Origin of the sequence: Pseudodonghicola flavimaris (assembly GCF_030164425.1) — a bacterium.
Lineage (GTDB): Bacteria > Pseudomonadota > Alphaproteobacteria > Rhodobacterales > Rhodobacteraceae > Pseudodonghicola > Pseudodonghicola flavimaris.
This window is the reverse complement of sequence record NZ_JASNJD010000005.1, coordinates 287,598-309,767: the sequence shown is the minus strand read 5'-3', so window position 1 is coordinate 309,767 and position 22,170 is coordinate 287,598. Positions and strand designations below refer to the sequence as shown.

At 64.9% G+C, this 22,170-nt stretch carries 19 protein-coding genes; 9 read left to right on the top strand and 10 right to left on the bottom strand.

All coding sequences use genetic code 11. The features are described from left to right. Nucleotides 1-14: 14 nt before the first annotated feature. Genes rimP through infB form a run of 4 tightly spaced genes read left to right on the top strand, consistent with a single transcriptional unit; the run spans nucleotide 15 to nucleotide 5,407 of the window. Nucleotides 15-605: a ribosome maturation factor RimP gene (rimP, locus tag QO033_RS09490; RefSeq protein ID WP_284480718.1), complete on the top strand. Its 591-nt coding sequence runs from the start codon at nucleotides 15-17 to the stop codon at nucleotides 603-605. Then, complete coding sequence (gene nusA / locus QO033_RS09485) at nucleotides 605-2,239, top strand: transcription termination factor NusA (RefSeq protein WP_284480717.1); 1,635 nt, start codon at nucleotides 605-607, stop codon at nucleotides 2,237-2,239. The genes rimP and nusA overlap by 1 nt, the downstream gene beginning before the upstream one ends. A 25-nt stretch (nucleotides 2,240-2,264) precedes the next feature. After that, the gene (locus QO033_RS09480) at nucleotides 2,265-2,885 is read left to right on the top strand and encodes an RNA-binding protein (RefSeq protein WP_284480716.1); all 621 of its coding nucleotides are present in this window, start codon (nucleotides 2,265-2,267) and stop codon (nucleotides 2,883-2,885) included. 8 nt (nucleotides 2,886-2,893) lie between these two features. Beyond that, nucleotides 2,894-5,407 (top strand): translation initiation factor IF-2, encoded by a 2,514-nt coding sequence (infB, locus tag QO033_RS09475; RefSeq protein ID WP_284480715.1) that lies wholly within the window; start codon nucleotides 2,894-2,896, stop codon nucleotides 5,405-5,407. A 409-nt stretch (nucleotides 5,408-5,816) separates the two neighbouring features. On the opposite strand, the gene mutT is transcribed toward infB, so the two are convergent. From mutT to QO033_RS09460, 3 genes are read right to left on the bottom strand one after another with little or no spacing between them, the layout of a single operon-like run. Next, nucleotides 5,817-6,215 carry an 8-oxo-dGTP diphosphatase MutT gene (gene mutT / locus QO033_RS09470; RefSeq protein WP_284480714.1) on the bottom strand — a complete coding sequence of 133 codons (399 nt, stop codon included), beginning with the start codon at nucleotides 6,213-6,215 and terminating at the stop codon, nucleotides 5,817-5,819. Continuing rightward, on the bottom strand, nucleotides 6,212-7,438 hold the full coding sequence (gene argJ, locus QO033_RS09465) for a bifunctional glutamate N-acetyltransferase/amino-acid acetyltransferase ArgJ (protein ID WP_284480713.1): 1,227 nt from the start codon (nucleotides 7,436-7,438) through the stop codon (nucleotides 6,212-6,214). Before argJ ends, mutT begins: the two co-directional genes overlap by 4 nt. A gap of 4 nt (nucleotides 7,439-7,442) precedes the next feature. Beyond that, nucleotides 7,443-8,291 carry a peptidylprolyl isomerase gene (locus tag QO033_RS09460; RefSeq protein WP_284480712.1) on the bottom strand — a complete coding sequence of 283 codons (849 nt, stop codon included), beginning with the start codon at nucleotides 8,289-8,291 and terminating at the stop codon, nucleotides 7,443-7,445. A 173-nt stretch (nucleotides 8,292-8,464) separates the two neighbouring features. Between QO033_RS09460 and secA the strand changes: the two genes are divergently transcribed. From secA to QO033_RS09445, 3 genes are all read left to right on the top strand, one after another. After that, on the top strand, nucleotides 8,465-11,185 hold the full coding sequence (secA, locus tag QO033_RS09455; protein WP_284480711.1) for a preprotein translocase subunit SecA: 2,721 nt from the start codon (nucleotides 8,465-8,467) through the stop codon (nucleotides 11,183-11,185). A 162-nt stretch (nucleotides 11,186-11,347) separates the two neighbouring features. Continuing rightward, nucleotides 11,348-12,421, top strand: a complete 1,074-nt coding sequence (locus QO033_RS09450; protein ID WP_284480710.1) for a hypothetical protein — start codon at nucleotides 11,348-11,350, stop codon at nucleotides 12,419-12,421. A 25-nt stretch (nucleotides 12,422-12,446) separates the two neighbouring features. Continuing rightward, the gene (locus tag QO033_RS09445; RefSeq protein ID WP_284480709.1) at nucleotides 12,447-14,006 is read left to right on the top strand and encodes a phosphate ABC transporter substrate-binding/OmpA family protein; all 1,560 of its coding nucleotides are present in this window, start codon (nucleotides 12,447-12,449) and stop codon (nucleotides 14,004-14,006) included. Here QO033_RS09445 and radC read toward each other — a convergent pair. The 3 genes from radC to dnaK form a co-directional block, all read right to left on the bottom strand. Continuing rightward, on the bottom strand, nucleotides 14,003-14,707 hold the full coding sequence (radC, locus tag QO033_RS09440) for a RadC family protein (protein WP_284480736.1): 705 nt from the start codon (nucleotides 14,705-14,707) through the stop codon (nucleotides 14,003-14,005). The two genes, QO033_RS09445 and radC, sit on opposite strands and share 4 nt — an antisense overlap. Before the next feature lie 240 nt (nucleotides 14,708-14,947). After that, a complete protein-coding gene (gene dnaJ, locus QO033_RS09435; RefSeq protein WP_284480708.1) occupies nucleotides 14,948-16,093 on the bottom strand; it encodes a molecular chaperone DnaJ in 1,146 nt (381 codons plus the stop codon). A 78-nt stretch (nucleotides 16,094-16,171) separates the two neighbouring features. Next, nucleotides 16,172-18,091: a molecular chaperone DnaK gene (dnaK, locus tag QO033_RS09430; RefSeq protein WP_284480707.1), complete on the bottom strand. Its 1,920-nt coding sequence runs from the start codon at nucleotides 18,089-18,091 to the stop codon at nucleotides 16,172-16,174. A gap of 280 nt (nucleotides 18,092-18,371) precedes the next feature. On the opposite strand from dnaK, the gene QO033_RS09425 reads away from it, so the two are divergent. Beyond that, complete coding sequence (locus QO033_RS09425) at nucleotides 18,372-18,974, top strand: alpha-ketoglutarate-dependent dioxygenase AlkB family protein (RefSeq protein WP_284480706.1); 603 nt, start codon at nucleotides 18,372-18,374, stop codon at nucleotides 18,972-18,974. 15 nt (nucleotides 18,975-18,989) lie between these two features. Here the strand turns inward: QO033_RS09425 and QO033_RS09420 are convergent, their stop codons facing one another. The 4 genes from QO033_RS09420 to QO033_RS09405 are packed head-to-tail and all read right to left on the bottom strand — an operon-like array spanning nucleotide 18,990 to nucleotide 21,348. After that, nucleotides 18,990-19,436, bottom strand: a complete 447-nt coding sequence (locus QO033_RS09420; protein ID WP_284480705.1) for a MarR family winged helix-turn-helix transcriptional regulator — start codon at nucleotides 19,434-19,436, stop codon at nucleotides 18,990-18,992. 27 nt (nucleotides 19,437-19,463) lie between these two features. Then, complete coding sequence (locus QO033_RS09415) at nucleotides 19,464-20,294, bottom strand: carbon-nitrogen hydrolase family protein (protein WP_284480704.1); 831 nt, start codon at nucleotides 20,292-20,294, stop codon at nucleotides 19,464-19,466. Then, nucleotides 20,291-20,551, bottom strand: coding sequence for a glutaredoxin 3 (gene grxC / locus QO033_RS09410; protein ID WP_284480703.1), 261 nt, complete (start codon nucleotides 20,549-20,551; stop codon nucleotides 20,291-20,293). The genes QO033_RS09415 and grxC overlap by 4 nt, the downstream gene beginning before the upstream one ends. Before the next feature lie 38 nt (nucleotides 20,552-20,589). After that, the gene (locus QO033_RS09405) at nucleotides 20,590-21,348 is read right to left on the bottom strand and encodes a ComF family protein (protein WP_284480702.1); all 759 of its coding nucleotides are present in this window, start codon (nucleotides 21,346-21,348) and stop codon (nucleotides 20,590-20,592) included. On the opposite strand from QO033_RS09405, the gene QO033_RS09400 reads away from it, so the two are divergent. Continuing rightward, nucleotides 21,336-22,160, top strand: a complete 825-nt coding sequence (locus tag QO033_RS09400; protein WP_284480701.1) for a methyltransferase domain-containing protein — start codon at nucleotides 21,336-21,338, stop codon at nucleotides 22,158-22,160. The genes QO033_RS09405 and QO033_RS09400 overlap by 13 nt on opposite strands. Nucleotides 22,161-22,170: the final 10 nt, after the last annotated feature.

The following is a 22,170-nucleotide window of genomic DNA, read 5'->3' as shown; positions in this document are numbered from 1 at the left end:
TGTGTTTGGATGACATGAGCAACGATCTGATAGCAAAGGCCGCGATCGACCGGCGGCTGGCCGAGATCATCGGACCCGTGATCGAGGATCTCGGGTTCGAACTGGTGCGAGTCCGGTTGATGTCCGGCAAGAGCACCATTCTGCAGATCATGGCCGACCGCCCCGATGGGGGCATCGAGGTGGACGACTGCGCCGCCATTTCCAATGCCGTGAGCGCGGTTCTGGATGTCGAGGATCCGATCCTCGACGCCTATACCCTGGAGGTCTCCAGCCCCGGCATCGACCGGCCGCTGACCCGGCTGAAGGACTTCGACATGTTCGAGGGCTACGAGGCCAAGCTGGAAACCTCGGAGCTGATCGACGGCCGGCGCCGGTTCAAGGGCGTGCTTGCCGGGATCGAGGGCAACGAGGTTCTGATCAACCTCGAACAGGACGGCGAAGAGGTCACCATCGGGCTCGACTTCGACTGGCTGAGCGATGCCAAGCTGGTGCTGACCGACGAGCTGATCAAGGAAATGCTGCGCCAGCGCAAGGCCGCCGGCGCCCTGGACGAAGACAAGTTTGACGACATCGAGACCGAAGGGTCCGCTCAGGAGGACATGTGATGGCAATCACTTCTGCAAACCAGCTGGAGCTGCTGCAAACCGCCGAAGCGGTGGCCCGGGAAAAGATGATCGACCCCGGTCTCGTGGTCGAGGCGATGGAGGAATCCCTCGCCCGCGCCGCCAAGAGCCGCTACGGCTCGGAGATGGACATCCGCGTCCACATCGACCGCAAGACCGGCAAGGCGACCTTCACCCGCGTCCGCACCGTCGTCGAGGATGACGAGCTGGAGAACTACCAGGCGGAGATGACCGTCCAGCAGGCCAAGCAATACATGGCCGATCCGCAGGTGGGCCAGCAGTACATCGAGGAAGTGCCGCCGGTCGAAATGGGCCGGATCGCGGCCCAGAGCGCCAAGCAGGTGATCCTGCAGAAGGTGCGCGAAGCCGAGCGGGATCGCCAGTACGAGGAATTCAAGGACCGCGCCGGCACCATCATCAACGGTGTCGTCAAGCGCGAGGAATACGGCAACGTCATCGTCGACGTGGGCGCCGGCGAGGCGATCCTGCGCCGCAACGAGAAGATCGGTCGCGAAAGCTATCGCCCGAACGACCGTATCCGCTGCTACATCAAGGACGTGCGCCGCGAACCCCGTGGTCCGCAGATCTTCCTGTCGCGCACCGCGCCGGAGTTCATGGCTGAGCTCTTCAAGATGGAAGTGCCGGAAATCTACGACGGCATCATCGAGATCAAGGCCGTGGCCCGCGATCCCGGGTCGCGCGCCAAGATCGCCGTGGTGTCCTACGACAACTCGATCGACCCGGTCGGCGCCTGTGTCGGTATGCGCGGCTCGCGCGTGCAGGCCGTGGTGAACGAGCTGCAGGGCGAAAAGATCGACATCATTCCGTGGTCGGACGACATGCCGACCTTCCTAGTCAACGCGCTGCAGCCGGCCGAAGTGTCGAAAGTGGTTCTGGACGAGGAAGCCGGCAAGATCGAGGTCGTGGTGCCCGAGGAGCAGCTGAGCCTCGCCATCGGCCGTCGCGGTCAGAACGTGCGTCTGGCCAGCCAGTTGACCGGCCTCGACATCGACATCATGACCGAGGAAGAGGAAAGCGCGCGTCGCCAGAAGGAATTCGAGGCACGCACCCAGCTGTTCATGGACACGCTGGACCTGGACGAATTCTTTGCCCAGCTGCTGGTCTCCGAAGGCTTCACCAACCTTGAGGAAGTCGCCTATGTCGACCTCGACGAGCTGCTGGTGATCGACGGCGTCGACGAAAGCACCGCCGAGGAACTGCAGGCCCGCGCCCGCGATTACCTGGAGGCCCAGGCCAAGGCCGCGCTCGACAACGCCCGCGAACTGGGGGTCGAGGACAGCCTGGTTGAATTCGACGGCCTGACGCCCCAGATGATTGAGGCGCTCGCCAAGGACGGCATCAAGACGCTGGAAGATTTCGCCACCTGCGCCGACTGGGAGCTGGCCGGCGGCTGGACCTCGGTCGACGGGGAGCGCGTCAAGGACGACGGTATTCTCGAACCCTTCGACGTCTCGCTGGAAGAGGCTCAGAACATGGTGATGACCGCCCGTATCCTGCTGGGCTGGGTCGATCCGGCCGAGCTGGAGACCGAAGAGGACGAGGAAGGTACAGAGCCGTCCGACGAGGATGCCACCGACGCGGAGGCCGGGGCCTGAGTTTTCAGGTCCCGTGAGGCCCGACATGAGCCGCGGTGGCGTCTCGAAAGACCGGCAGGACGGTCCTGAACGCAAATGCATTGCCACGGGCGAGGTGCAGCCGAAATACGGGCTGATCCGCTTCGTCGCAGGACCCGATGGCCAGCTGGTCCCGGATGTGGCCGGCAAACTGCCCGGGCGCGGCGTCTATGTCGCCGCCACCCGGGAGGCATTGGAAAAGGCCGCCGCGAAGAACCTGTTCTCGCGCGGTCTGAAACAGAAGGTCGACCTGCCCGAGGATTTACCCGGGCTGGTCGAAGAGCTTTTGATCCGTCGTGTGGTCGACCTGATCAGCCTGGCGCGCAAGTCGGGGGATGCGGTCGCCGGGTACGAGAAGGTCAAGACCTGGCTCGACAAGGAAGAAGCCGAAGTCCTGATCCAGGCCGTCGACGGTTCTGGCCGGGGCAAATCGAAACTCAGCACGCCGCACCACGGGCGCTACATCGGCTGGCTCACTGCGGACGAACTGGGCATGGCCTTTGGTCGTGAAACTGTGATACATGCAGCGCTGGCCTCTGGTGGACTCGGCAAACGTGTTGTAGAGGAAGCGCAACGCTTGCGTGGATTGCGCGAAACGAACGACGGCAGGGGCCGTCGGGAAGGATAAGTAGCTTTATGAGCGATAGTGACGGCAAAAAGACCCTGGGTCTGCGTGGCGGCTCCCGTTCGGGGAACGTGAAACAGAGCTTCAGCCACGGACGGACCAAGAATGTCGTGGTGGAAACCAAGCGCAAACGCGTGGTCGTGCCCAAGCCGGGTGCAGGCAAGTCGTCCGGTGGCGGCTCGGCCAAACTCGGGGATCCGTCGCGCCGTCCTGCCGGCATTTCCGATGCGGAGATGGAACGCCGCCTGAAGGCGCTTCAGGCCGCCAAGGCCCGTGAGGTCGAGGAGGCGCGCGAACGCGAGGAAGAGGAACGCCGCCGCGCCGAAGAGCGTGAGCGCCGCCGTGCCGAACAGGAGGCCAAGGAGCGCGAACAGCGCGAGGCCGAGGAACGCGCCCGCGCCAAGGCCGAAGAAGAAGAACGCAAACGCGCCGAGGAAGAAGCGGCCGCCAAGCGTGCCGCAGCCCAGGCGGCTGCTGCAGCGGCTGAACAGCCGGCCGAGCGCAAGGCCGATGGCGCCCGTGGCGGTGTCAAACAGCCTGCCGCCGCCCCCGACGCCCCGCGCAAGGCGGAACGCGAACGCGAACAGCAGGCCCGCGCGCCGCGCGGCAAGGGCCGCGACGAAGGTCGCCGGTCCGGCAAACTGACCCTGAACCAGGCGCTTTCGGGCGGCGAAGGCGGGCGTCAGCGCTCGATGGCCGCGATGAAGCGCAAGCAGGAGCGTGCCCGGCAGAAAGCCATGGGGGCGCAGGAACGCGAAAAGGTCATCCGCGAAGTACAGCTGCCGGAAACCATCGTGGTCTCCGAACTGGCGAACCGCATGGCCGAACGCGTGGCCGATGTTGTGAAGTCGCTGATGCAGATGGGCATGATGGTTACGCAGAACCAGTCCATCGACGCCGATACCGCAGAGCTGATCATCGAGGAATTCGGCCACAAGGTGGTGCGCGTCTCCGATGCCGACGTCGAAGACGTCATTCAGCACGAAGAGGACAAGCCCGAAGATCTGCAGCCGCGTCCGCCGGTTATCACCATCATGGGCCACGTCGACCACGGCAAGACCTCGCTGCTCGACGCGATCCGCAATGCCAACGTGACCGCGGGCGAGGCCGGCGGGATCACCCAGCATATCGGTGCCTATCAGGTGAAAACCGAAAGCGGGGCGGTGCTGACCTTCCTCGACACCCCGGGCCACGCGGCCTTCACCTCGATGCGCTCCCGCGGCGCGCAGGTGACGGATATCGTGGTTCTGGTGGTCGCGGCCGATGACTCGGTCATGCCGCAGACCATCGAGGCGATCAATCACGCCAAGGCCGCCGGTGTTCCGATGATCGTGGCGATCAACAAGATCGACAAGCCCGCCGCCAATGCCGACAAGGTCCGGACTGAGCTGCTGCAGCACGAAGTCGTGGTCGAGAAGATGTCCGGCGACGTGCAGGATGTCGAGGTTTCGGCCGTCACCGGTCAGGGCCTGGACAACCTGCTGGAAGCCATCGCACTGCAGGCCGAAATTCTGGAACTGCAGGCCAACCCCGACCGCGCCGCAGAGGGCGCCGTGATCGAGGCGCAGCTGGATGTCGGCCGCGGTCCGGTTGCCACGGTTCTGGTCCAGAACGGTACGCTGCGTCAGGGCGATATCTTCGTCGTCGGCGAGCAATACGGTAAGGTCCGGGCGCTGGTGAACGACAAGGGCGACCGCGTCACTGAAGCCGGCCCCTCGGTTCCGGTCGAGGTTCTGGGTCTGCACGGCACGCCTGAGGCCGGCGACGTTCTCAACGTGGTCGAAACCGAAGCCCAGGCCCGCGAGATCGCCGAATACCGCGAGAACGTGGCCAAGGAAAAACGCGCTGCCGCCGGCGCCGCCACCACGCTGGAACAGCTGATGGCCAAGGCAAAGGCGGACGAAAGCGTTTCCGAACTGCCGATCGTCGTCAAGGCGGACGTTCAGGGCTCTGCCGAAGCCATCGTTCAGGCGATGGAAAAGATCGGCAACGACGAGGTTCGCGTGCGCGTGCTGCACTATGGCGTCGGCGCTATCACAGAAACCGACATCGGCCTGGCGGAAGCCTCGGGCGCGCCGGTTATCGGCTTCAACGTCCGGGCCAACGCTCCGGCCCGCAACGCCGCCAACCAGAAGGGCGTGGAGATCCGCTACTACTCGGTGATCTACGATCTGGTGGATGACGTCAAAGCCGCCGCCTCCGGCCTGCTGTCGAACGAGATCCGCGAAAACTTCATCGGCTATGCCGAGATCAAGGAAGTCTTCAAGGTCTCCAACGTCGGCAAGGTTGCCGGCTGTCTGGTCACCGAGGGCGTTGCCCGCCGCTCCGCCGGTGTGCGCCTGCTGCGCGACAACGTGGTGATCCACGAAGGCACGCTGAAGACGCTGAAACGCTTCAAGGACGAAGTCGCCGAAGTGCAGTCCGGTCAGGAATGCGGGATGGCCTTCGAGAACTACGACGATATCCGCCCCGGCGATGTCATCGAGATCTTCGAGCGCGAGGAGGTCGAGCGCAAGCTCGACTGATCCCGGGCGACCCACTCTTAAAATACAGAAAAAGGGGCAGCGAGTGCGCTGCCCCTTTTCGGTTTCCCATCTGTTCCGGTGCTTATCCGGGCGTTTGCACAGGCCGCCCTTCGTACACGGTCCGTCCGACCCGAACGGCGATACGGCCATCCGGAAGCGATCGGACAAAAAGACCCTGAACGGAAACGCAACTGCTCACAGTGATTGTCCGAAGCACGTCAGCTCCTCCCTCAAAGATGTGACGCTGACAGATTACACCAAGCTTTGCGAAGTTACCTATACATAAAATGGCGACAAAACCGCCAAAAATTTGTCACATTACACAAAATATAGGCGTTTACGACTTCTTAACCACCTATATGAACCCAACCCTTGCAGCCAGCTCAGCCTGTGGATAAGTGGCGCGCCGCTACAGCCAGTCGCGCAGAATCGGGATCAGCGGCACATCGGCCGGGGGCATCGGGTAATCGCGCAAATCGGCGGCCTGCACCCACTTCAGCACCTGCCCCTCACGCGCCTGCGGGATGCCGTCCCACTTGCGGCAGGCGAACAGCGGCATCAGCAGGTGGAACTCGTCATAGGAATGGCTGGCGAAGGTCAACGGCGCCAGGCAGGAGGCCCAGGTGTCGATCCCCAGCTCTTCCTGCAATTCGCGAATCAGCGCCACCTCGGGCGATTCGCCGGCCTCGACCTTGCCACCGGGAAATTCCCACAGCCCGGCCATGGATTTCCCCTCGGGGCGCTGTGCCAGCAGCACCCGCCCCTCGGGATCGATCAGCGCAACCGCAGAAACCAGAACGATCTTCACGACCGGTAATCCGCGTTGATCTCGATATAGCCGTGGGTCAGATCGCAGGTCCAGATCGTGGCGGCCCCGCTGCCAAGCCCCAGATCCACCGCGATCACCAGTTCCTGGCCCTTCATATAGGCTGCCGCATCCGCTTCCTTGTAGTCGGGAGAGACCCAGCCCTTCTCCGCCACCAGGATATCACCGAAGGAGATCGACAGCTTGTCGCGATCCGCCGCAGCACCGGATTTGCCGATCGCCATCACGACACGTCCCCAATTCGGATCCTCGCCGGCGATGGCGGTCTTGACCAGCGGCGAATTGGCGATCGCCAGCCCGTGCACCTTGGCCTCGGCATCGCTCAGCGCGCCGGTGACGCGGACCTCGACGAATTTCGTCGCCCCCTCGCCATCGCGGACCACCTGTTGCGCGATATCCAACATCACCGCCTTCAGCGCCGCCTCGAACCCGGCATCGCCGGTTGCATCGACACCCGCCGCCCCGGTGGCCGCCAGCAGCAGGCTGTCGGAGGTCGAGGTATCGCTGTCCACGGTGATGCAGTTGAACGTGGTTTCGGTCAGCTTCGACAGCAGCGCCTGCAGCGCCGCCTGATCGTATCCCGCATCGGTGAAGATATAGACCAGCATCGTCGCCATATCCGGCGCGATCATCCCCGATCCCTTGCCGATCCCGGCGATGCGGACGGTCTTGCCATCCACCTCGACCTCGGCCACAGCGCCCTTGGGGAAGGTATCCGTGGTCATGATCGCCCGCGCCGCATCCTCGATTGCGGTGTCGGACAGCGCCCCGGTCAGCTCATCCAGCTTGGCCACGATCCGCTCGTGCGGCAGCGGCTCGCCGATCACCCCGGTCGAAGCGGTGAAGACCCGCCCCTGCGGCACATCGGCAACGCGCGCCACGGCAGCGGTGATTTCCGCCACCGAGCTCTGGCCATAATGCCCGGTGAAGGCATTGGCATTACCGGAGTTGACCAGGATCGCCGCCGCGCCAGCGGAATCGCCCCCCAGCTTGGCCTGACAATCCAGCACCGGCGCCGCGCGGGTCGCCGATTTGGTAAAGACCCCGGCCACCGCAGTGCCCGGGTCCAGCACCGCCAGCATCACATCCGTTCGCCCCTGATATCGCACCCCGGCCGCTGCAGAGGCGAAACGCACACCACCGATGACCGGCAGCGAGGGGAAGTGTTCGGGCGCCAGAGGCGACACATGGGTGATCTTGGCCACAGCCTTATTTCCTTACCAGATCCAGATCAGAGATCATCGCCGGATTCAGCCCTTCGACTTCAGGCCGGTCGACTTCGGCCTTGTCTACCAGAGCCTTGATGTGGTCGGCTACGGCCTTTTGCTGCAATTCGCCCAGCAATTCGTCATGCGCCTCGTCCAGCGTCGGCGGGGTCTTTTCGCGGCTGTCGTTCAGCTTGACCACATGCCAGCCGAACTGGGTCTGCACCGGCTGAGAGATCTCGCCCGGTTTCAGGTCCATCACCGCCGCCTCGAAGGCCGGAACCATCATGCCGGCGCTGAACCAGCCCAGCTCCCCGCCATTGGGGCCGGAGGGGCCGGTGGATTTCTCTTTCGCCAGTTCGGCGAAATCGGCGCCCTTCTCAAGCTCGTCGCGCACCGCCTTGGCCTCGTCCTCGGTCTCCAGCAGAATGTGCGAGGCGTTGTATTCCATCTCGTGATAGCTCTCGCCGTATTTGGCGTCATAGGCGGCCTTGATCGCCTCGTCGCTGACACCTTCGGCCATGACCTTCTCGATCTCGTCGGCGGCCAGCAGCTGGCGGGTTTCGTTCTCCAGCGACAGTTTCGCCGACAGCGGCAGCTCCGGCCCGTGCTCCTGCTGCAGCGCGGTCTGCTGGATCAGCTGTTCCAGGATCGCGTCATAGAGCACCTCCGGCGGCAGCTGCTGATACTGTTGCGGCAAGGTGGTGCGGGCGACGATCAGATGCCCCAGGGTGATCTCCTGACCGTTGACGCGGGCCACCACGGTTTCCGCAGTGGGCTGTTCCGCCATCGCCGGCAGCGCCAGCAGACCGGCAAGCGCCAGAGCGGGCAGGGCTGTGAGACCTTTGAGCATTGAATCTTCCTATCCTGTGTGGCGCAGCGGGCCGCGCCGTTGACACTGTTTCCACCGCCCCTTACATCGCCTTAGGGCCGACGTCAGGACCGTTTCCCCCTGTATCTATGGGTTGCGTGCAGGGCGAGCAAGCCTGACGAAAACACGATAAAGTCAGAGCCGCTGGAGACAACATGCTGGGTATCGGAACTCTCGCCAAGAAGGTGTTCGGCACGCCGAACGACCGCAAGATCAAGGCGGTGCGGCCACTGGTCGAAAAGATCAACGCCCTGGAGCCGGAGTTCGAGAAGCTCAGCGATGAGGGGCTTCAGCAGAAGACCGAGGAGCTGCGCAAGCGCGCGCAAGACGGCGAGAGCCTGGACAATCTTCTGCCCGAAGCCTTTGCAAACGTTCGAGAAGGTGCCCGCCGGGCGCTGGGGCTGCGAGCCTTCGACACCCAGCTGATGGGCGGCATCTTCCTGCATCAGGGCAATATCGCCGAGATGAAGACCGGCGAAGGTAAAACCCTGGTCGCCACCTTCCCGGCCTATCTGAATGCGCTGATGGGCAAGGGTGTCCATGTCGTCACGGTGAACGACTATCTCGCCAAACGCGACAGCGAATGGATGGGCAAGGTCTTCGCCGCGCTCGGCATGCGGGCGGCGGTGATCGCCTCCGGGATGACCCAGGACGCCAAGATCGAGGCCTATACCGCCGACGTCACCTACGGCACCAACAACGAGTTCGGCTTCGATTATCTGCGCGACAACATGAAGTCCGAGCTGGATCAGCTGTTTCAGAAACATCACTATTACGCGATCGTGGATGAGGTCGACAGCATCCTGATCGACGAAGCCCGGACGCCGCTGATCATTTCCGGCCCCGCCGATGACCGGTCTGAGCTCTATACCCTGATCGACCAGGTGATCCCGCTGCTAGACGACAGCCATTTCGAGATCGACGAAAAGGCGCGCACCGTCACCTTCACCGAGGAGGGCAACGAGTTCCTCGAGGAACAGCTGCACGCCCGGGCGCTGCTGGCGGAGGGGCAGACGCTCTACGATCCAGAAAGCACGACCATCGTGCACCACGTCAACCAGGGCCTGCGCGCCCACAAGCTGTTCCAGAAGGACAAGGATTACATCGTCCGCAACGGCGAAGTGGTGCTGATCGACGAATTCACCGGCCGGATGATGCCGGGCCGCCGGCTGTCCGAAGGCCTGCACCAGGCGATCGAGGCCAAGGAAGCGGTCCAGATCCAGCCCGAGAACATGACGCTGGCCAGCGTGACCTTCCAGAACTTCTTCCGTCTCTACGACAAGCTGGGCGGCATGACCGGCACCGCCACCACAGAGGCCGAGGAATTCGCCGAGATCTACAGCCTCGGCGTGGTCGAGGTGCCCACCAACAAGCCGATCGCCCGGAAGGACGAGGACGACCAGGTGTTCCGCACCGGCGCCGAGAAATACCGCGCCATCATCGAGGAAACCAAGGCCGCGCATGAAAAGGGCCAGCCGGTTCTGGTCGGCACCACCTCGATCGAGAAATCCGAGATGCTCAGCCAGATGCTGACCCAGGCCGGGGTGCCGCATAACGTGCTGAACGCCCGGCACCACGAACATGAGGCCGAGATCGTCGCCGATGCCGGCCGCCTGGGCGCGGTGACCATCGCCACCAACATGGCCGGCCGCGGCACCGACATCCAGCTGGGCGGCAACGTCGAGATGAAGGTGATGGCGGCGCTGGAACAGAACCCCGACGCCGACCCCGCCGAAATCCGCGCCGAGGAAGAAGCCAAGCACGCCGCCGAAAAGCAGAAAGTGCTCGACGCAGGCGGTCTCTTCGTCATCGGCTCCGAGCGCCACGAAAGCCGCCGGATCGACAACCAGCTGCGCGGCCGCTCCGGCCGTCAGGGCGATCCGGGCCGCACCGTCTTCTTCCTCAGCCTGGAAGACGACCTGATGCGCATCTTCGGGTCGGAACGGCTGGACCGGGTGCTGAAGACGCTGGGCCTGAAGGAAGGCGAGGCGATCGTTCACCCCTGGGTCAACAAATCGCTGGAACGCGCCCAGGCCAAGGTCGAGGGCCGCAACTTCGACATTCGCAAGAACATCCTCAAGTTCGACGACGTGATGAACGATCAGCGCAAGGTGATCTTCGGCCAGCGGCGGGAGATCATGGCGGCCAAGGACCTTTCTGACGTCGCCGCCGACATGCGCCATCAGGTGATTGACGATCTGGTCGATGCCTTCATGCCGCCGAAGTCCTACGCCGACCAGTGGGACACCCAGGGGCTCTATGCCCAATGCATCGAAAAGCTCGGCATCGACGTGCCGGTGATGGAATGGGCCGCCGAAGAGGGCGTCGACGACGAGGACATCCGCGAACGTCTGATCAAGGCCAGCGACGAATCCATGGCCAAGAAGGCAATCGATTTCGGCTCCGACAACATGCGCCAGATCGAGAAACAGGTGCTGCTGGAGACAATCGACACCAAGTGGCGCGAACATCTGGTGACCCTGGAGCACCTGCGCTCGGTCATCGGCTTCCGCGGCTATGCGCAGCGCGATCCGCTCAACGAATACAAGACCGAGAGCTTCCAGCTGTTCGAGTCGATGCTGGACGGCCTGCGTGAGGCGGTGACCCAGAAACTGGCCCGCGTCCGGCCGCTGACCGAAGAGGAACAGCGCGAGATGCTGGCCCAATTCGCGGCCCAGCAGGCGACGCTGCAGCAGCAGGCCGACAGTGCCGAGGCCGCCGCCGAAGAGGCGCAGATCATCGTCGATCAGGGCGACGGCCCGCTGCCCGGCTTCGACGAAAACGACCCCGACACCTGGGGCAACCCCGGGCGCAACGACAAATGCCCCTGCGGCAGCGGCAAGAAGTTCAAGCACTGCCACGGCCGGCTGGCCTGATCCGGCCCTGACATCGGGGGCGGTTCCGCTCCCGATACCTGGCCCGGGTTGCCTGGGCCGCCGGGTCACGAAACTGCCTGAATGACTCCCCCCGGCGGCCACATGTTGGCCGTCTTTGGCGGCGAAAACACCTCCGACCCCCAATGGTGGTGGAGGATTGTCATGTCCAAGATTCGCCTGATCGCCCTGGCCTGTGGAACCGCAGCCTGTGCGCTGACCATCGGCTATGTGATGCAGAACACCGTGGCCCCGCGCCCGGTCAGGACTGCCGCACCGGTGCAGACGCCGGCCTCGGAAAAGTCGACGCCAGAGAATTCGCAACGGCCCCAAACCCCCGCCGATCCCGCCACCCCTGCCCCCGCCAAGGCCCCGGTGCGGCTGGCACAGCCGGAACCGCTCGATCTGGACAAGCTCGCGCTGACCTCCGCCCCGACGGAGCCCGATCTGCCTGCCGCGTCCGGTCCCGCCGCTGCCGCCGACCTGCTCGCCCCGCGCAGCGCGCAACCGGCAACGGCTGCCGCACTGCCCGACACCCCGGCCGATCCGGGCGCACCGGCGCTCGGATGTGACATCAGCGCCACCGCCACCGCCCAACCGGGCGGCATGGTCGATCTGCTGGTCATCGCCCCCTGCCAGCCGAACGCCCGGGTGGTGATCCACCACCACGGCATGCTATTCGCCACCGCAACCGACGATATGGGGCTGCTCAGCCTCGGAGTGCCAGCACTGTCCGAACAGGCGATCTTCATTGCCGCCTTCGACGATGGCGAGGGCGCGGTGGCAAGTACCCGGGTGCCCGATCTGGCCGAGATCGACCGCATCGTGTTGCAATGGTCCGGCCCCGGCGGGTTCCAGTTGCACGCCCGCGAATTCGGCGCCGCCTATGACAGCGAAGGACACATCTGGTCGGGTCAGGACCCGGCCCTGGACGCCACCCAGCCCCATGGCGCGGTTCTGCGGCTCGGCGGCGACAGCCCGCTCAACCCCCTGACCGCCGAGGTCTATTCTTTCCCCGCCGCCACGACAGAGCGGAGCGGCACCATCGAACTGAGCATCGAGGCCGAGATCACCGCGCAGAACTGTGGCCGCGACATTTCCGCCCAGCTGCTGGAGCGTCAGGGCGCCGCCCCGCTGAAGACCCGCGAACTCGACCTCTCGGTGCCGGCCTGCAATGCCGTGGGCGATTTTCTGGTGTTGAATAATCTGCTCGATGACCTGAAGATCGCCGCGAAATGATCCGCGTCTAACTTTCAGGTCCGATATGCTCTGGTTTCGTGCGGCGGTCTTCGCCGCACTCTGTCTTTTTGTCTCTGCCCGGCCCTCGCTGGCGCAGGATGTTACCCTGACCTCTCCCGACGGCGCGGTGGAGGTCACCGGCACGCTGCTGGGCTTCGATGGCGAATTCTACCGGCTCGATACCAAATACGGCGAACTCACCGTCGATGGATCGGGCGTCAGCTGCGACGGCCCCGGCTGTCCCAACCTCACCGACTACGTCGCCGAAATCGCCCTCTCCGGTTCCTCCACCATGGCCGAGGTGCTGCTGCCGGCGCTGATCGAAGGCTTTGCCCTGCGCAACGGCTGGCGGGCGGATCGCGAGACCGAAGACAGCCAGCATTTCACCTATACCCTGGCCCGTGGCGACACCGGCCGCACCCTGGCACGGTTCTATTTCCGCGTCACCAATACCGACGAGGGCTTTGCCGATCTGCTCGCCAACGAGGCCGATATCGTCATGGCGCTGCGGGAAATCCGCCCCGACGAACGCAAACGCGCCTTCAACGCCGGCATGGGCGACATGACCGATCGCAACCGCAGCCGGGTACTGGCGCTGGACGCCATGGTGCCGGTGGTGGCGCCGGGCAACCCGATCCGCCGCATCTCCACCCCCGATCTGGCGCGCATCTTCGCGGGAGAGATCCTCAGTTGGGCCGAGCTGGGCGGGCCCGACGCCCCGATCGCCCTGCATCTGCCGGCCAAGGGCTCCGGCCTCGCCCAGGCGGTGGAGGATCGCCTGCTGCACCCCGCCGGTCTGACGCTGGCCGAGGGGATCGCCCGCCATGGCCGCAGCAGCGCTCTGGCCCGCGCCGTCAGCGCCGATCCCTTCGCCATCGGCATCGCCAGCTTCGCCGAAACCGGCACCGCGCGCACCCTGACGCTGACCGGCAGCTGCGGCTTTTCGTTGGCCGCCAACCGCCGCAGTATCAAGACCGAGGATTACCCGCTGACTGCGCCGATGTTCCTCTATCTTCCGGCCCGGCGGCTGCCCAAGGTGGCACGTGAATTCCTGCTCTATGTGCAAAGCGCCGCGGCGCAGATCGTCATCCGCCGCGCCGGCTTCGTCGATCAGGTGCCTGAGCGGATCGCCATCAACGCCCAGGGCGATCGGCTGGCCAATGCCATCGCCAAGGCCGGGTCCGAAGTCTCGCTGCAGGAGCTTCAGCGCCTGGTCGCGACCCTCGGGCCCCTGACCCGGCTGTCGACCTCTTTCCGGTTCGAGGCCGGCTCCGTCCGCCCCGATGCGCAGTCCCGCGCCAATATCGACCAGATCGTGCGATCGATCGAGATCGGCGCCTTCGATGCCCAGACCCTGCTCCTCGTCGGCTTCAGCGATGGCGACGGGCCGGCAGAGACCAATCGCCGGATCGCGCAGGAGCGAGCCGATGCCGTCCGCGACCTGATCCGTGCCGCCACCAAATCCACCCAGCCGCTGCGGGTGGAGCTGGCGACCGATGCCTTTGGCGAGGCCCTGCCGATGGCCTGCGACGACAGCGACTGGGGCCGCCAGGTGAACCGCCGAGTCGAGGTCTGGGTGCGCTAGAGATAGCCCTCGGAACGAAAGCTCATCTCCCGCGATTTACCGACGATCAGATGGTCGTGCAGCGTGATCCCCAGGGTCGCGCAGGCATCCTGAACCCGTTCGGTCATGCGAATATCGGATTCCGACGGGCTGGGATCGCCCGAGGGGTGGTTGTGCACCAGGATCAGGGCGGAGGCATTCAGTTCCAGCGCCCGTTTCGCCACCTCGCGCGGGTAGACCGGGACATGATCCACCGTACCGCGCGCCTGCTCCTCATCCGCGATCAGCGTGTTCTTGGTATCGAGGTAGAGCACCCGAAACTGCTCGGTGTCGCGATGCGACATGGTGGTATGGCAATAGTCCAGCACCGCGTCCCAGCTGGAGATCACATGCCGCCGCATCACCCGCGCCCGGGCCATGCGATGGGCCACCGCCTCGACGATCTTCAGCTCGGCGATCACCGCCGGCCCGATCCCCTCCACCGTCGCCAGCCGCGCCGGTGGCGCCGCCAACACCCGGTTGAGATCGCCGAACTGATCCAGCAGCGCCCGCGCCAGCGGCTTCACATCGCGCCGCGGGATGGCCCGGAACAGCAGAAGCTCCAGCAGCTCGTAATCCGGCATCGCCGCGGCGCCGCCGATCGTGAACCGCTCCCGCAGCCGTTTGCGATGATCCCGGATGTAAGAGGGCAGCTGCCTCGCCGACACCGGTGCCTCCGGCATTTCCTCGGGCGGAAACAGCGACGCCGGTACGTCGTCGGAGGCGGAAGGCGGGTTCATGCGAAAATCATGCGCCCGCTCGGTAAACGCGACGTTAACACCACCTCGACCGCGGCACACCGGGCGCGCCGGGCCTCTTCTCTTCTGAAAAAATACTCCCGCCGGAGGCGTCCGGCGGGAGCGGTCAGATCGTCGGAAAAAGGTCAGGGACAGAGACCAGAGGCGATGCCGCCTCCTCTGCCCTTACCCCTTCATGCTGTCCCAGAAGGACTTCACAGAGGAGAAGAAACTCTTGCTCTCCGGGTTGTTATCCTCGCCCAGCTCTTCGAACTCGCGCAGCAGCTCTTTCTGCCGGCTGGTCAGGTTGACCGGGGTTTCCACCGCCAGTTCGATGAACATGTCGCCGGTGCCGCCGCCACGCAGTGCCGGCATGCCCTTGCCACGCAGGCGCATCTGCCGGCCCGACTGGCTGCCGCCCGGGATCTGCACCCGCGACCGGCCACCGTCGATGGTCGGCACCTCGATCGCCCCGCCCAGCGCCGCCTTGGACATGCTGACCGGCACCCGGCAATAGAGGTTCACGCCGTCGCGCTCGAACAACTTGTGCGGAGCCACCTCCACGAAGATATAGAGATCGCCCGCCGGCCCGCCGCGCATCCCGGCCTCGCCCTCGCCGGCAAGGCGGATCCGCGTCCCAGTCTCCACCCCGGCGGGGATGTTGACGCTCAGCGCGCGGTCCTTCTCGATCCGGCCGGCGCCGCCGCAGACCTTGCAGGGGTTCTTGATGATCTGCCCAGTGCCCGAACAGGTCGGACAGGTCCGCTCCACGGTGAAGAAGCCCTGCTGCGCGCGCACCTTGCCCATGCCCGAACAGGTCGGACAGGTGGTCGGCTCGCCGCCGCCCTCTGCACCGGTGCCATCGCAGGCCGAACAGGCCACCGAGCCCGGCACGTTGATGGTCTTCTGGATACCGGCATAGGCCTCTTCCAGCGTCACCCGCAGGTTATAACGCAGATCCGAGCCGCGCGTCGCCCGCTGGCGACCGCGCTGGCCGCCCATGAAATCGCCGAACAGATCGTCGAAGACGTCCGAGAAGGCGCTGGAGAAATCGCCACCGCCGAAACCGGCCCCCGGCCGCGGACCGCCACCGCCGCCCATGCCACCCTCGAAGGCGGCATGACCGAAGCGGTCATAGGCGGCTTTCTTCTCCGCGTCCTTCAGAACGTCATAGGCTTCGTTGACTTCCTTGAACTGCGCTTCCGCGTCCGGGTTGTCCTTGTTCCGGTCGGGGTGCAGCTCTTTCGCCTTCTTGCGATAGGCTTTCTTGAGCTCGTCAGCCGATGCGCCTTTGGAGACCCCGAGAACGTCGTAATAGTCACGTTTTGACATCGGTCATTATTCCTCTTTCCGAACGAAAGCGGGCCGGCCCGGAGTCCGGACCGGCCCGTCTTGGCCCGGTGTTACGCCTCAGGACCGCTTGTTGTCTTCGCCCAGGTCCTCGAATTCCGCATCGACGATATCGTCATCCGCGGGGCCGGCGTCAGCCGCCTGCGGTTCGTCGGCGGCCTCTTCCTGGCTGGCCTTGTAGATGGCTTCGCCCAGGCGCATCGCCACTTCGGTCACGTTCTGGATGCCCGACTTGATCTTGTCGGCGGTGACGTTGTCTTTTTCCAGATCGTCCTTCAGTGCGGCAACGGCCAGTTCGATCGCCTCGATGGTCGAGGGGTCGACCTTGTCGCCATGTTCCTCGATCGATTTCTCGGTCGAATGAACAAGGCTTTCGGCCTGGTTCTTCGCCTCGACCAGCTCCTTGCGGGCCTTGTCGGCTTCGGCGTTCTCTTCGGCGTCCTTGACCATCTTCTCGATATCGTCATCCGACAGACCGCCAGAGGCCTGGATGGTGATCTGCTGCTCCTTGCCGGTGCCCTTGTCCTTGGCGCCGACCGACACGATGCCGTTGGCGTCGATGTCGAAGGTCACCTCGATCTGCGGCATGCCACGCGGTGCCGGCGGGATGTTCTCAAGGTTGAACTGGCCCAGCATCTTGTTGTCTGCGGCCATTTCGCGTTCGCCCTGGAACACCCGGATGGTCACGGCCGACTGGTTGTCCTCAGCGGTCGAGAAGACCTGGGACTTCTTGGTCGGGATCGTGGTGTTGCGGTCGATCAGCCGGGTGAAGACGCCACCCAGGGTTTCGATCCCCAGGCTCAGCGGGGTCACGTCCAGCAGAACCACGTCCTTGACGTCGCCCTGCAGCACGCCGGCCTGAATGGCGGCGCCCATGGCCACCACTTCGTCCGGGTTCACACCCTTGTGCGGCTCCTTGCCGAAGAATTTGGTCACTTCTTCGACGACTTTCGGCATCCGGGTCATACCACCGACCAGAACCACCTCATCGACGTCAGAGGCCGAGATGCCGGCATCTTTCAGCGCCGCCTTGCAGGGGTCCATCGACCGTTTGATCAGGTCGCCGACCAGCGATTCCAGTTTGGCGCGGGTCAGTTTCATGACCATGTGCAGCGGCGTGCCGGTCTTGGCATCCATCGAGATGAACGGCTGGTTGATCTCGGTCTGCTGGCTGGAGGACAGCTCGATCTTGGCCTTTTCGGCAGCTTCCTTCAGACGCTGCAGCGCCATCTTGTCCTTGGTCAGGTCGACGCCGTGCTCTTTCTTGAACTCGTCGGCCAGGTAGCTGACGATCCGCATGTCGAAGTCTTCCCCGCCGAGGAAGGTATCCCCGTTGGTGGATTTCACTTCGAACAGGCCGTCGTCGATTTCCAGGATGGTCACGTCGAAGGTACCGCCGCCGAGGTCATAGACCGCGATGGTGTGGCTTTCTTCCTTGTCCAGACCATAGGCCAGCGCGGCAGCGGTCGGTTCGTTGATGATCCGCAGCACTTCCAGACCGGCGATCTTGCCGGCGTCCTTGGTGGCCTGACGCTGCGCGTCGTTGAAATAGGCCGGCACGGTGATGACGGCTTGCGTCACTTCCTCGCCCAGATAGCTCTCGGCGGTTTCCTTCATCTTGCCGAGGATGAAGGCGGAGATTTGCGACGGCGAATATTTATCGCCCTTGGCCTCAACCCAAGCATCGCCATTGCCGCCATCGACAATCGCATAGGGGAGGTGGTTCTTGTCGCTGGCGACAGCCGCGTCGTCGGCCCGGCGGCCGATCAGGCGTTTGACGCCGAAAACGGTGTTGGAGGCGTTGGTCACGGCCTGACGTTTCGCGGCCTGACCAACCAGGCGTTCGTCGTCGGTGAACGCAACGATCGAGGGGGTGGTCCGTGCCCCTTCGGAGTTTTCGATGACCTTCGGTTGCGAGCCGTCCATGATGGCGACACAGCTGTTGGTGGTGCCGAGGTCGATCCCGATAACTTTGCTCATAAGCTTCGATCCCTTTTTAAGTTCAAGGCGATTACCCGAGACCCGAACCCGTTATGGCATCCTGGTCCCGATTCAGCGGCGCGCTGGCCCTTTATGCTCCACTCCGGTCCGGAGAAGACCGGGACAGGATTGCACCGTGCCATCGCGCGTCTCGGCGTATATAGGAAGCGGGAAATGCCCCTGCAACCGTCCATCCCACATGGATTTCACGAAATCGTGATGGTTTCGGTCGGTTTCCCCGGCAACCGGCGGCAGGCCTGCAAAAAGAAAGGTTTGGACGATGACGCGGTTGGTGATCCGCGGGTTCGTGGTGCTGAAATCCCATCTGAGCCCGGAGGCCCAGTCTGAGCTGATCGAGGCACTGCGCCCGGTGCTGAAGGCGGCACCGCCGTTCTTTCCCACTACCCCATCTGGCAAACCGATGTCGGTGCGGATGACATCGGCCGGCCGGCTGGGCTGGCTGTCGGACAAATCCGGCTATCGCTACGGTCCGCAGCACCCCAAGGGCATCGACTGGCCAGCCATCCCCGCGCCGATCCTGCGCCTGTGGGACGAGGTCACCGGGCTCGACCGCCGGCCGGACAGCTGCCTGATCAACTATTACGGTGAAGGCGCCCGCATGGGGCTGCATCAGGACAAGGACGAGGCCGATTTCTCCTGGCCGGTGGTCTCTGTCTCACTGGGCGACGACGGGCTGCTGCGCATCGGCAACCCGACCCGGGGCGGCAAGACGGAATCGATCTGGCTCAGTTCCGGCGACGTGGTGGTGATGGGCGGGCCGGCACGGCTCAGCTACCACGGAGTCGACCGCATCCGCTTCAAATCCTCGCGACTGCTGCCCAAGGGCGGCCGGCTGAACCTGACGCTGCGGGTGGTGGAGTAGGCCGGCCCCAAGGGCTCAGTCGTCGTTCTCCAGCCGCGCCCGCAGATCCCGCAGCACCGGCAGCGCCGCGCGCACCTTGCCGGCGCCGAGCTCTCCGACCACCTGGCTGATCATCGGCGTGATGGCCGAGATCGCCTGATCCCGCGCCTGCTTCCCGGCCGGGCTGATCGCCACCTTCTTGCGCCGGGCATCGTCCCAGTCGGGGCGGATATGGACATAGCCGGCCCACTCCAGCTTGCTCAGCGTATTGGTCATGGCGCCGCGGGTGACATGAAACGTATCGGCCAGCTGCGCCGGGGTGCGCTCGTCCTGCACGAAGGCCAGATGATTGAGGACGGAGAAATGCGAAATCTCCATCCCCTTGGGCAGCACCCGGCCCAGCCGGTTGCGCAACAACTGGTCTGCGGTCAGCAATTCGCTGAACAGCGCCACCGCAAGCGGCGTATTGGGGTCTTCACTCATGCGCTCTCGCGGATTGGACGGCGTTGGTTACGGCCCGTCGAACGCCCGGATATGGCTGAGCGACGGAACCTTGCGGCGCGCATCCTCCACCAGAGACAGGTCCATGTCAAAAACATGCAGCCCGGGTTCGGTGCCGGCATCCACCAGGACCTCGCCCCAGGGCGAAACCACCATGCTGTGCCCATGGGTGCGGCGGGTCTTGCCCTCGGTCGTCGGATGGGTGCCGGTCTGCCCCGGGGCCAGCACGAAACAGCCGGTCTCGATCGCCCGGGCGCGCAGCAGCGGTTCCCAATGCGCCGCCCCGGTCACCGGCGAGAAGGCCGCCGGAATCGTCAGGATCTGCGCCCCGGCCAGCGCCAGCTTCTGATAGAGATGCGGGAAGCGGATATCGTAACAGACGCTCATCCCGATCCGGGCGAAGTCGGTCTCGGCCAGAACCGCGCGGGCACCGGGCCGGTAGCCCGCCGATTCGCGATAGGTTTCCTCCGCCGAGACCTGCACGTCGAACATGTGGATCTTGTCATAGCGCGCGCGGATGCCGCCATCCGGTCCGATCAGGAACGACCGGTTGGCAAACCGCCCGTCCGCATCATGCGTCTTCAGCCCCAACGAGCCGATCAGCAGCCAGATCCCCAGCTCCTCCGCCTGCTGGCGCAGGGCGGCGAGCGTCGGATCGTCTTCCTCGTGATGCAGGACCCGTTCCTGCAGCGCCCGGCTGGCAGACACGCAGTTGGTCACCTCCGGCGTGAGGGCGAAGCGCACCCCCTCTGCCGCGGCCTCGGCCAGCATCCATTGCACCTGGCGCAGGTTGTCGTCCGGATTGTCTCCCGAACAGAGCTGAAGCAGCGCCGTCTTCATTGGTCGGCCAACAGCGCGTCGAGCTTGCCGCCGTTCTCCAGCGCGTAGAGATCGTCGCAGCCGCCCACATGGGTGTCACCGATGAAGATCTGCGGCACCGTGCGCCGGCCGTTGGCCCGCTGGATCATCTCCGGCTTGCGGCCCGGCTCGGCCCAGACGTCGATTTCGGAAAAGGCGACGCCCTTCTGATTGAGCAGCCGCTTGGCCGCGTGGCAGTATCCGCAAAGCGGGGAAGTGTAGATTTCGACCTGTTTCATGCGCGTTGATCCCTGATATCCCCCCATTACTCGGGGATTTAGTCATCCAATGCAACGCGTGCCAGTGTCAGCACATCGACGACGGCGGCACCGGCGGCCCGGCAGGCCTTGGCACAGGCGGAGAGTGTGGCGCCGGAGGTCATCACATCGTCGATCAGCAGAACCGGGCGGCCCGGCAGCAGATGCGCCCGCCGCGGATGCACCCGGATCGCGCTGCGCAGGGTGGCGAAACGGTCATCGGCGGTGGCATGCTCCAGCATCGGGGTGCGGCGGAACCGGTGCAGCAGATCGGCGCAATGGTCCATCCCGGCCTGCGCCGCCACGCCGCGCGCCAGCAGCGCCGCCTGGTTGTAGCGCCGCCGGAGCAGCCGGGTCCAATGCAGCGGCACCGGCACCACCAGCGCCCCCGGGCGCAGGATCGGCCGCGCCGCCTGGCCCATCCAGCGCGCGGCGGATCGCGCCACATCCGGTCGGTCGCCATGCTTCAGCGCCAGTACCAGCGCCCGCGCCCGGTCGGCATAAAGCAGCGCCGCCCGCCCCTGCGCCCAGGGCCTTGGCCGGGTCATGCAGTGATCGCATTCGATGCGGTGGCCGTCGCCCGCCCCCTGCAGCGGCAGACCGCAACTGTCGCAGACCAGCCCGCCGATGAAGGGCGTCTCGCGCCAGCAACTGCTACACAGGCCGAAGTCGCTGTCGACCAGCGCGCCGCAGCCCAGGCAACGGGGCGGGTAGATGGTGGAAACTGCCGTTTGAAACGCCGCTCTGAACGGCTTACTTACCGCACATGACACCCGCATCCGCTCCCCCCCTGTTCGACCGCGACGCGCTGAGGGCGCGGCGCGCCCGCCTCTGCGACGACAGCCTGTTCCTGCACCGCACCGCGGTGGAGGAGGTTCAGGATCGCCTCTCAATGGTTAAGAGAACCTTTACCGATCCGCTCATCGTCACTCCCGTCCCTGAAATCTGGCGCAATGCCTTTCCCAACGCCCGCATCATCGCCGACGACGACACCCTGGATGTGACCCCCGGCCAGCACGATCTGGCGATTCACGCCATGTGCCTGCATGCCGCCAACGACCCGGTCGGCCAGATCATCCAATGCCGCCGGGCGCTGAAGCCCGATGGTTTTCTGCTGGTACTGCTGCTGGGCGGCGAAACGCTGAGCGAATTGCGCGCCGTCCTGGGACAGGCGGAATCGGAGGTGACCGGCGGGCTGTCGCCGCGAATCTCACCGATGGGAGAAATCCGCGATCTGGGCGCACTGCTGCAACGCGGCGGGCTGGCTCTGCCGGTGGCCGATAGTCTAACCCTGACCGCGGAATACCGAGACCTGCGGCATCTGATGCACGACCTGCGCGGCATGGCGGAAACCAACGTGCTGACCAACCGGCTGCATCGCCCGACGCGGCGCGCCGTTTTCGACCGCGCCGGAGAGCTTTACGCAACGCATTTCACCGCCGCCTCCGGCCGGCTGAAGGCGACCTTCGAACTGGTCTGCCTCACCGGCTGGGCCCCGGACGAAAGCCAGCCGAAACCGCTGCGGCCCGGATCGGCGCAGGCCCGGCTGGCCGATGCCCTGCAGGCGATGGAGTTCAAATTGCCGGATTGACCGGCGCGTC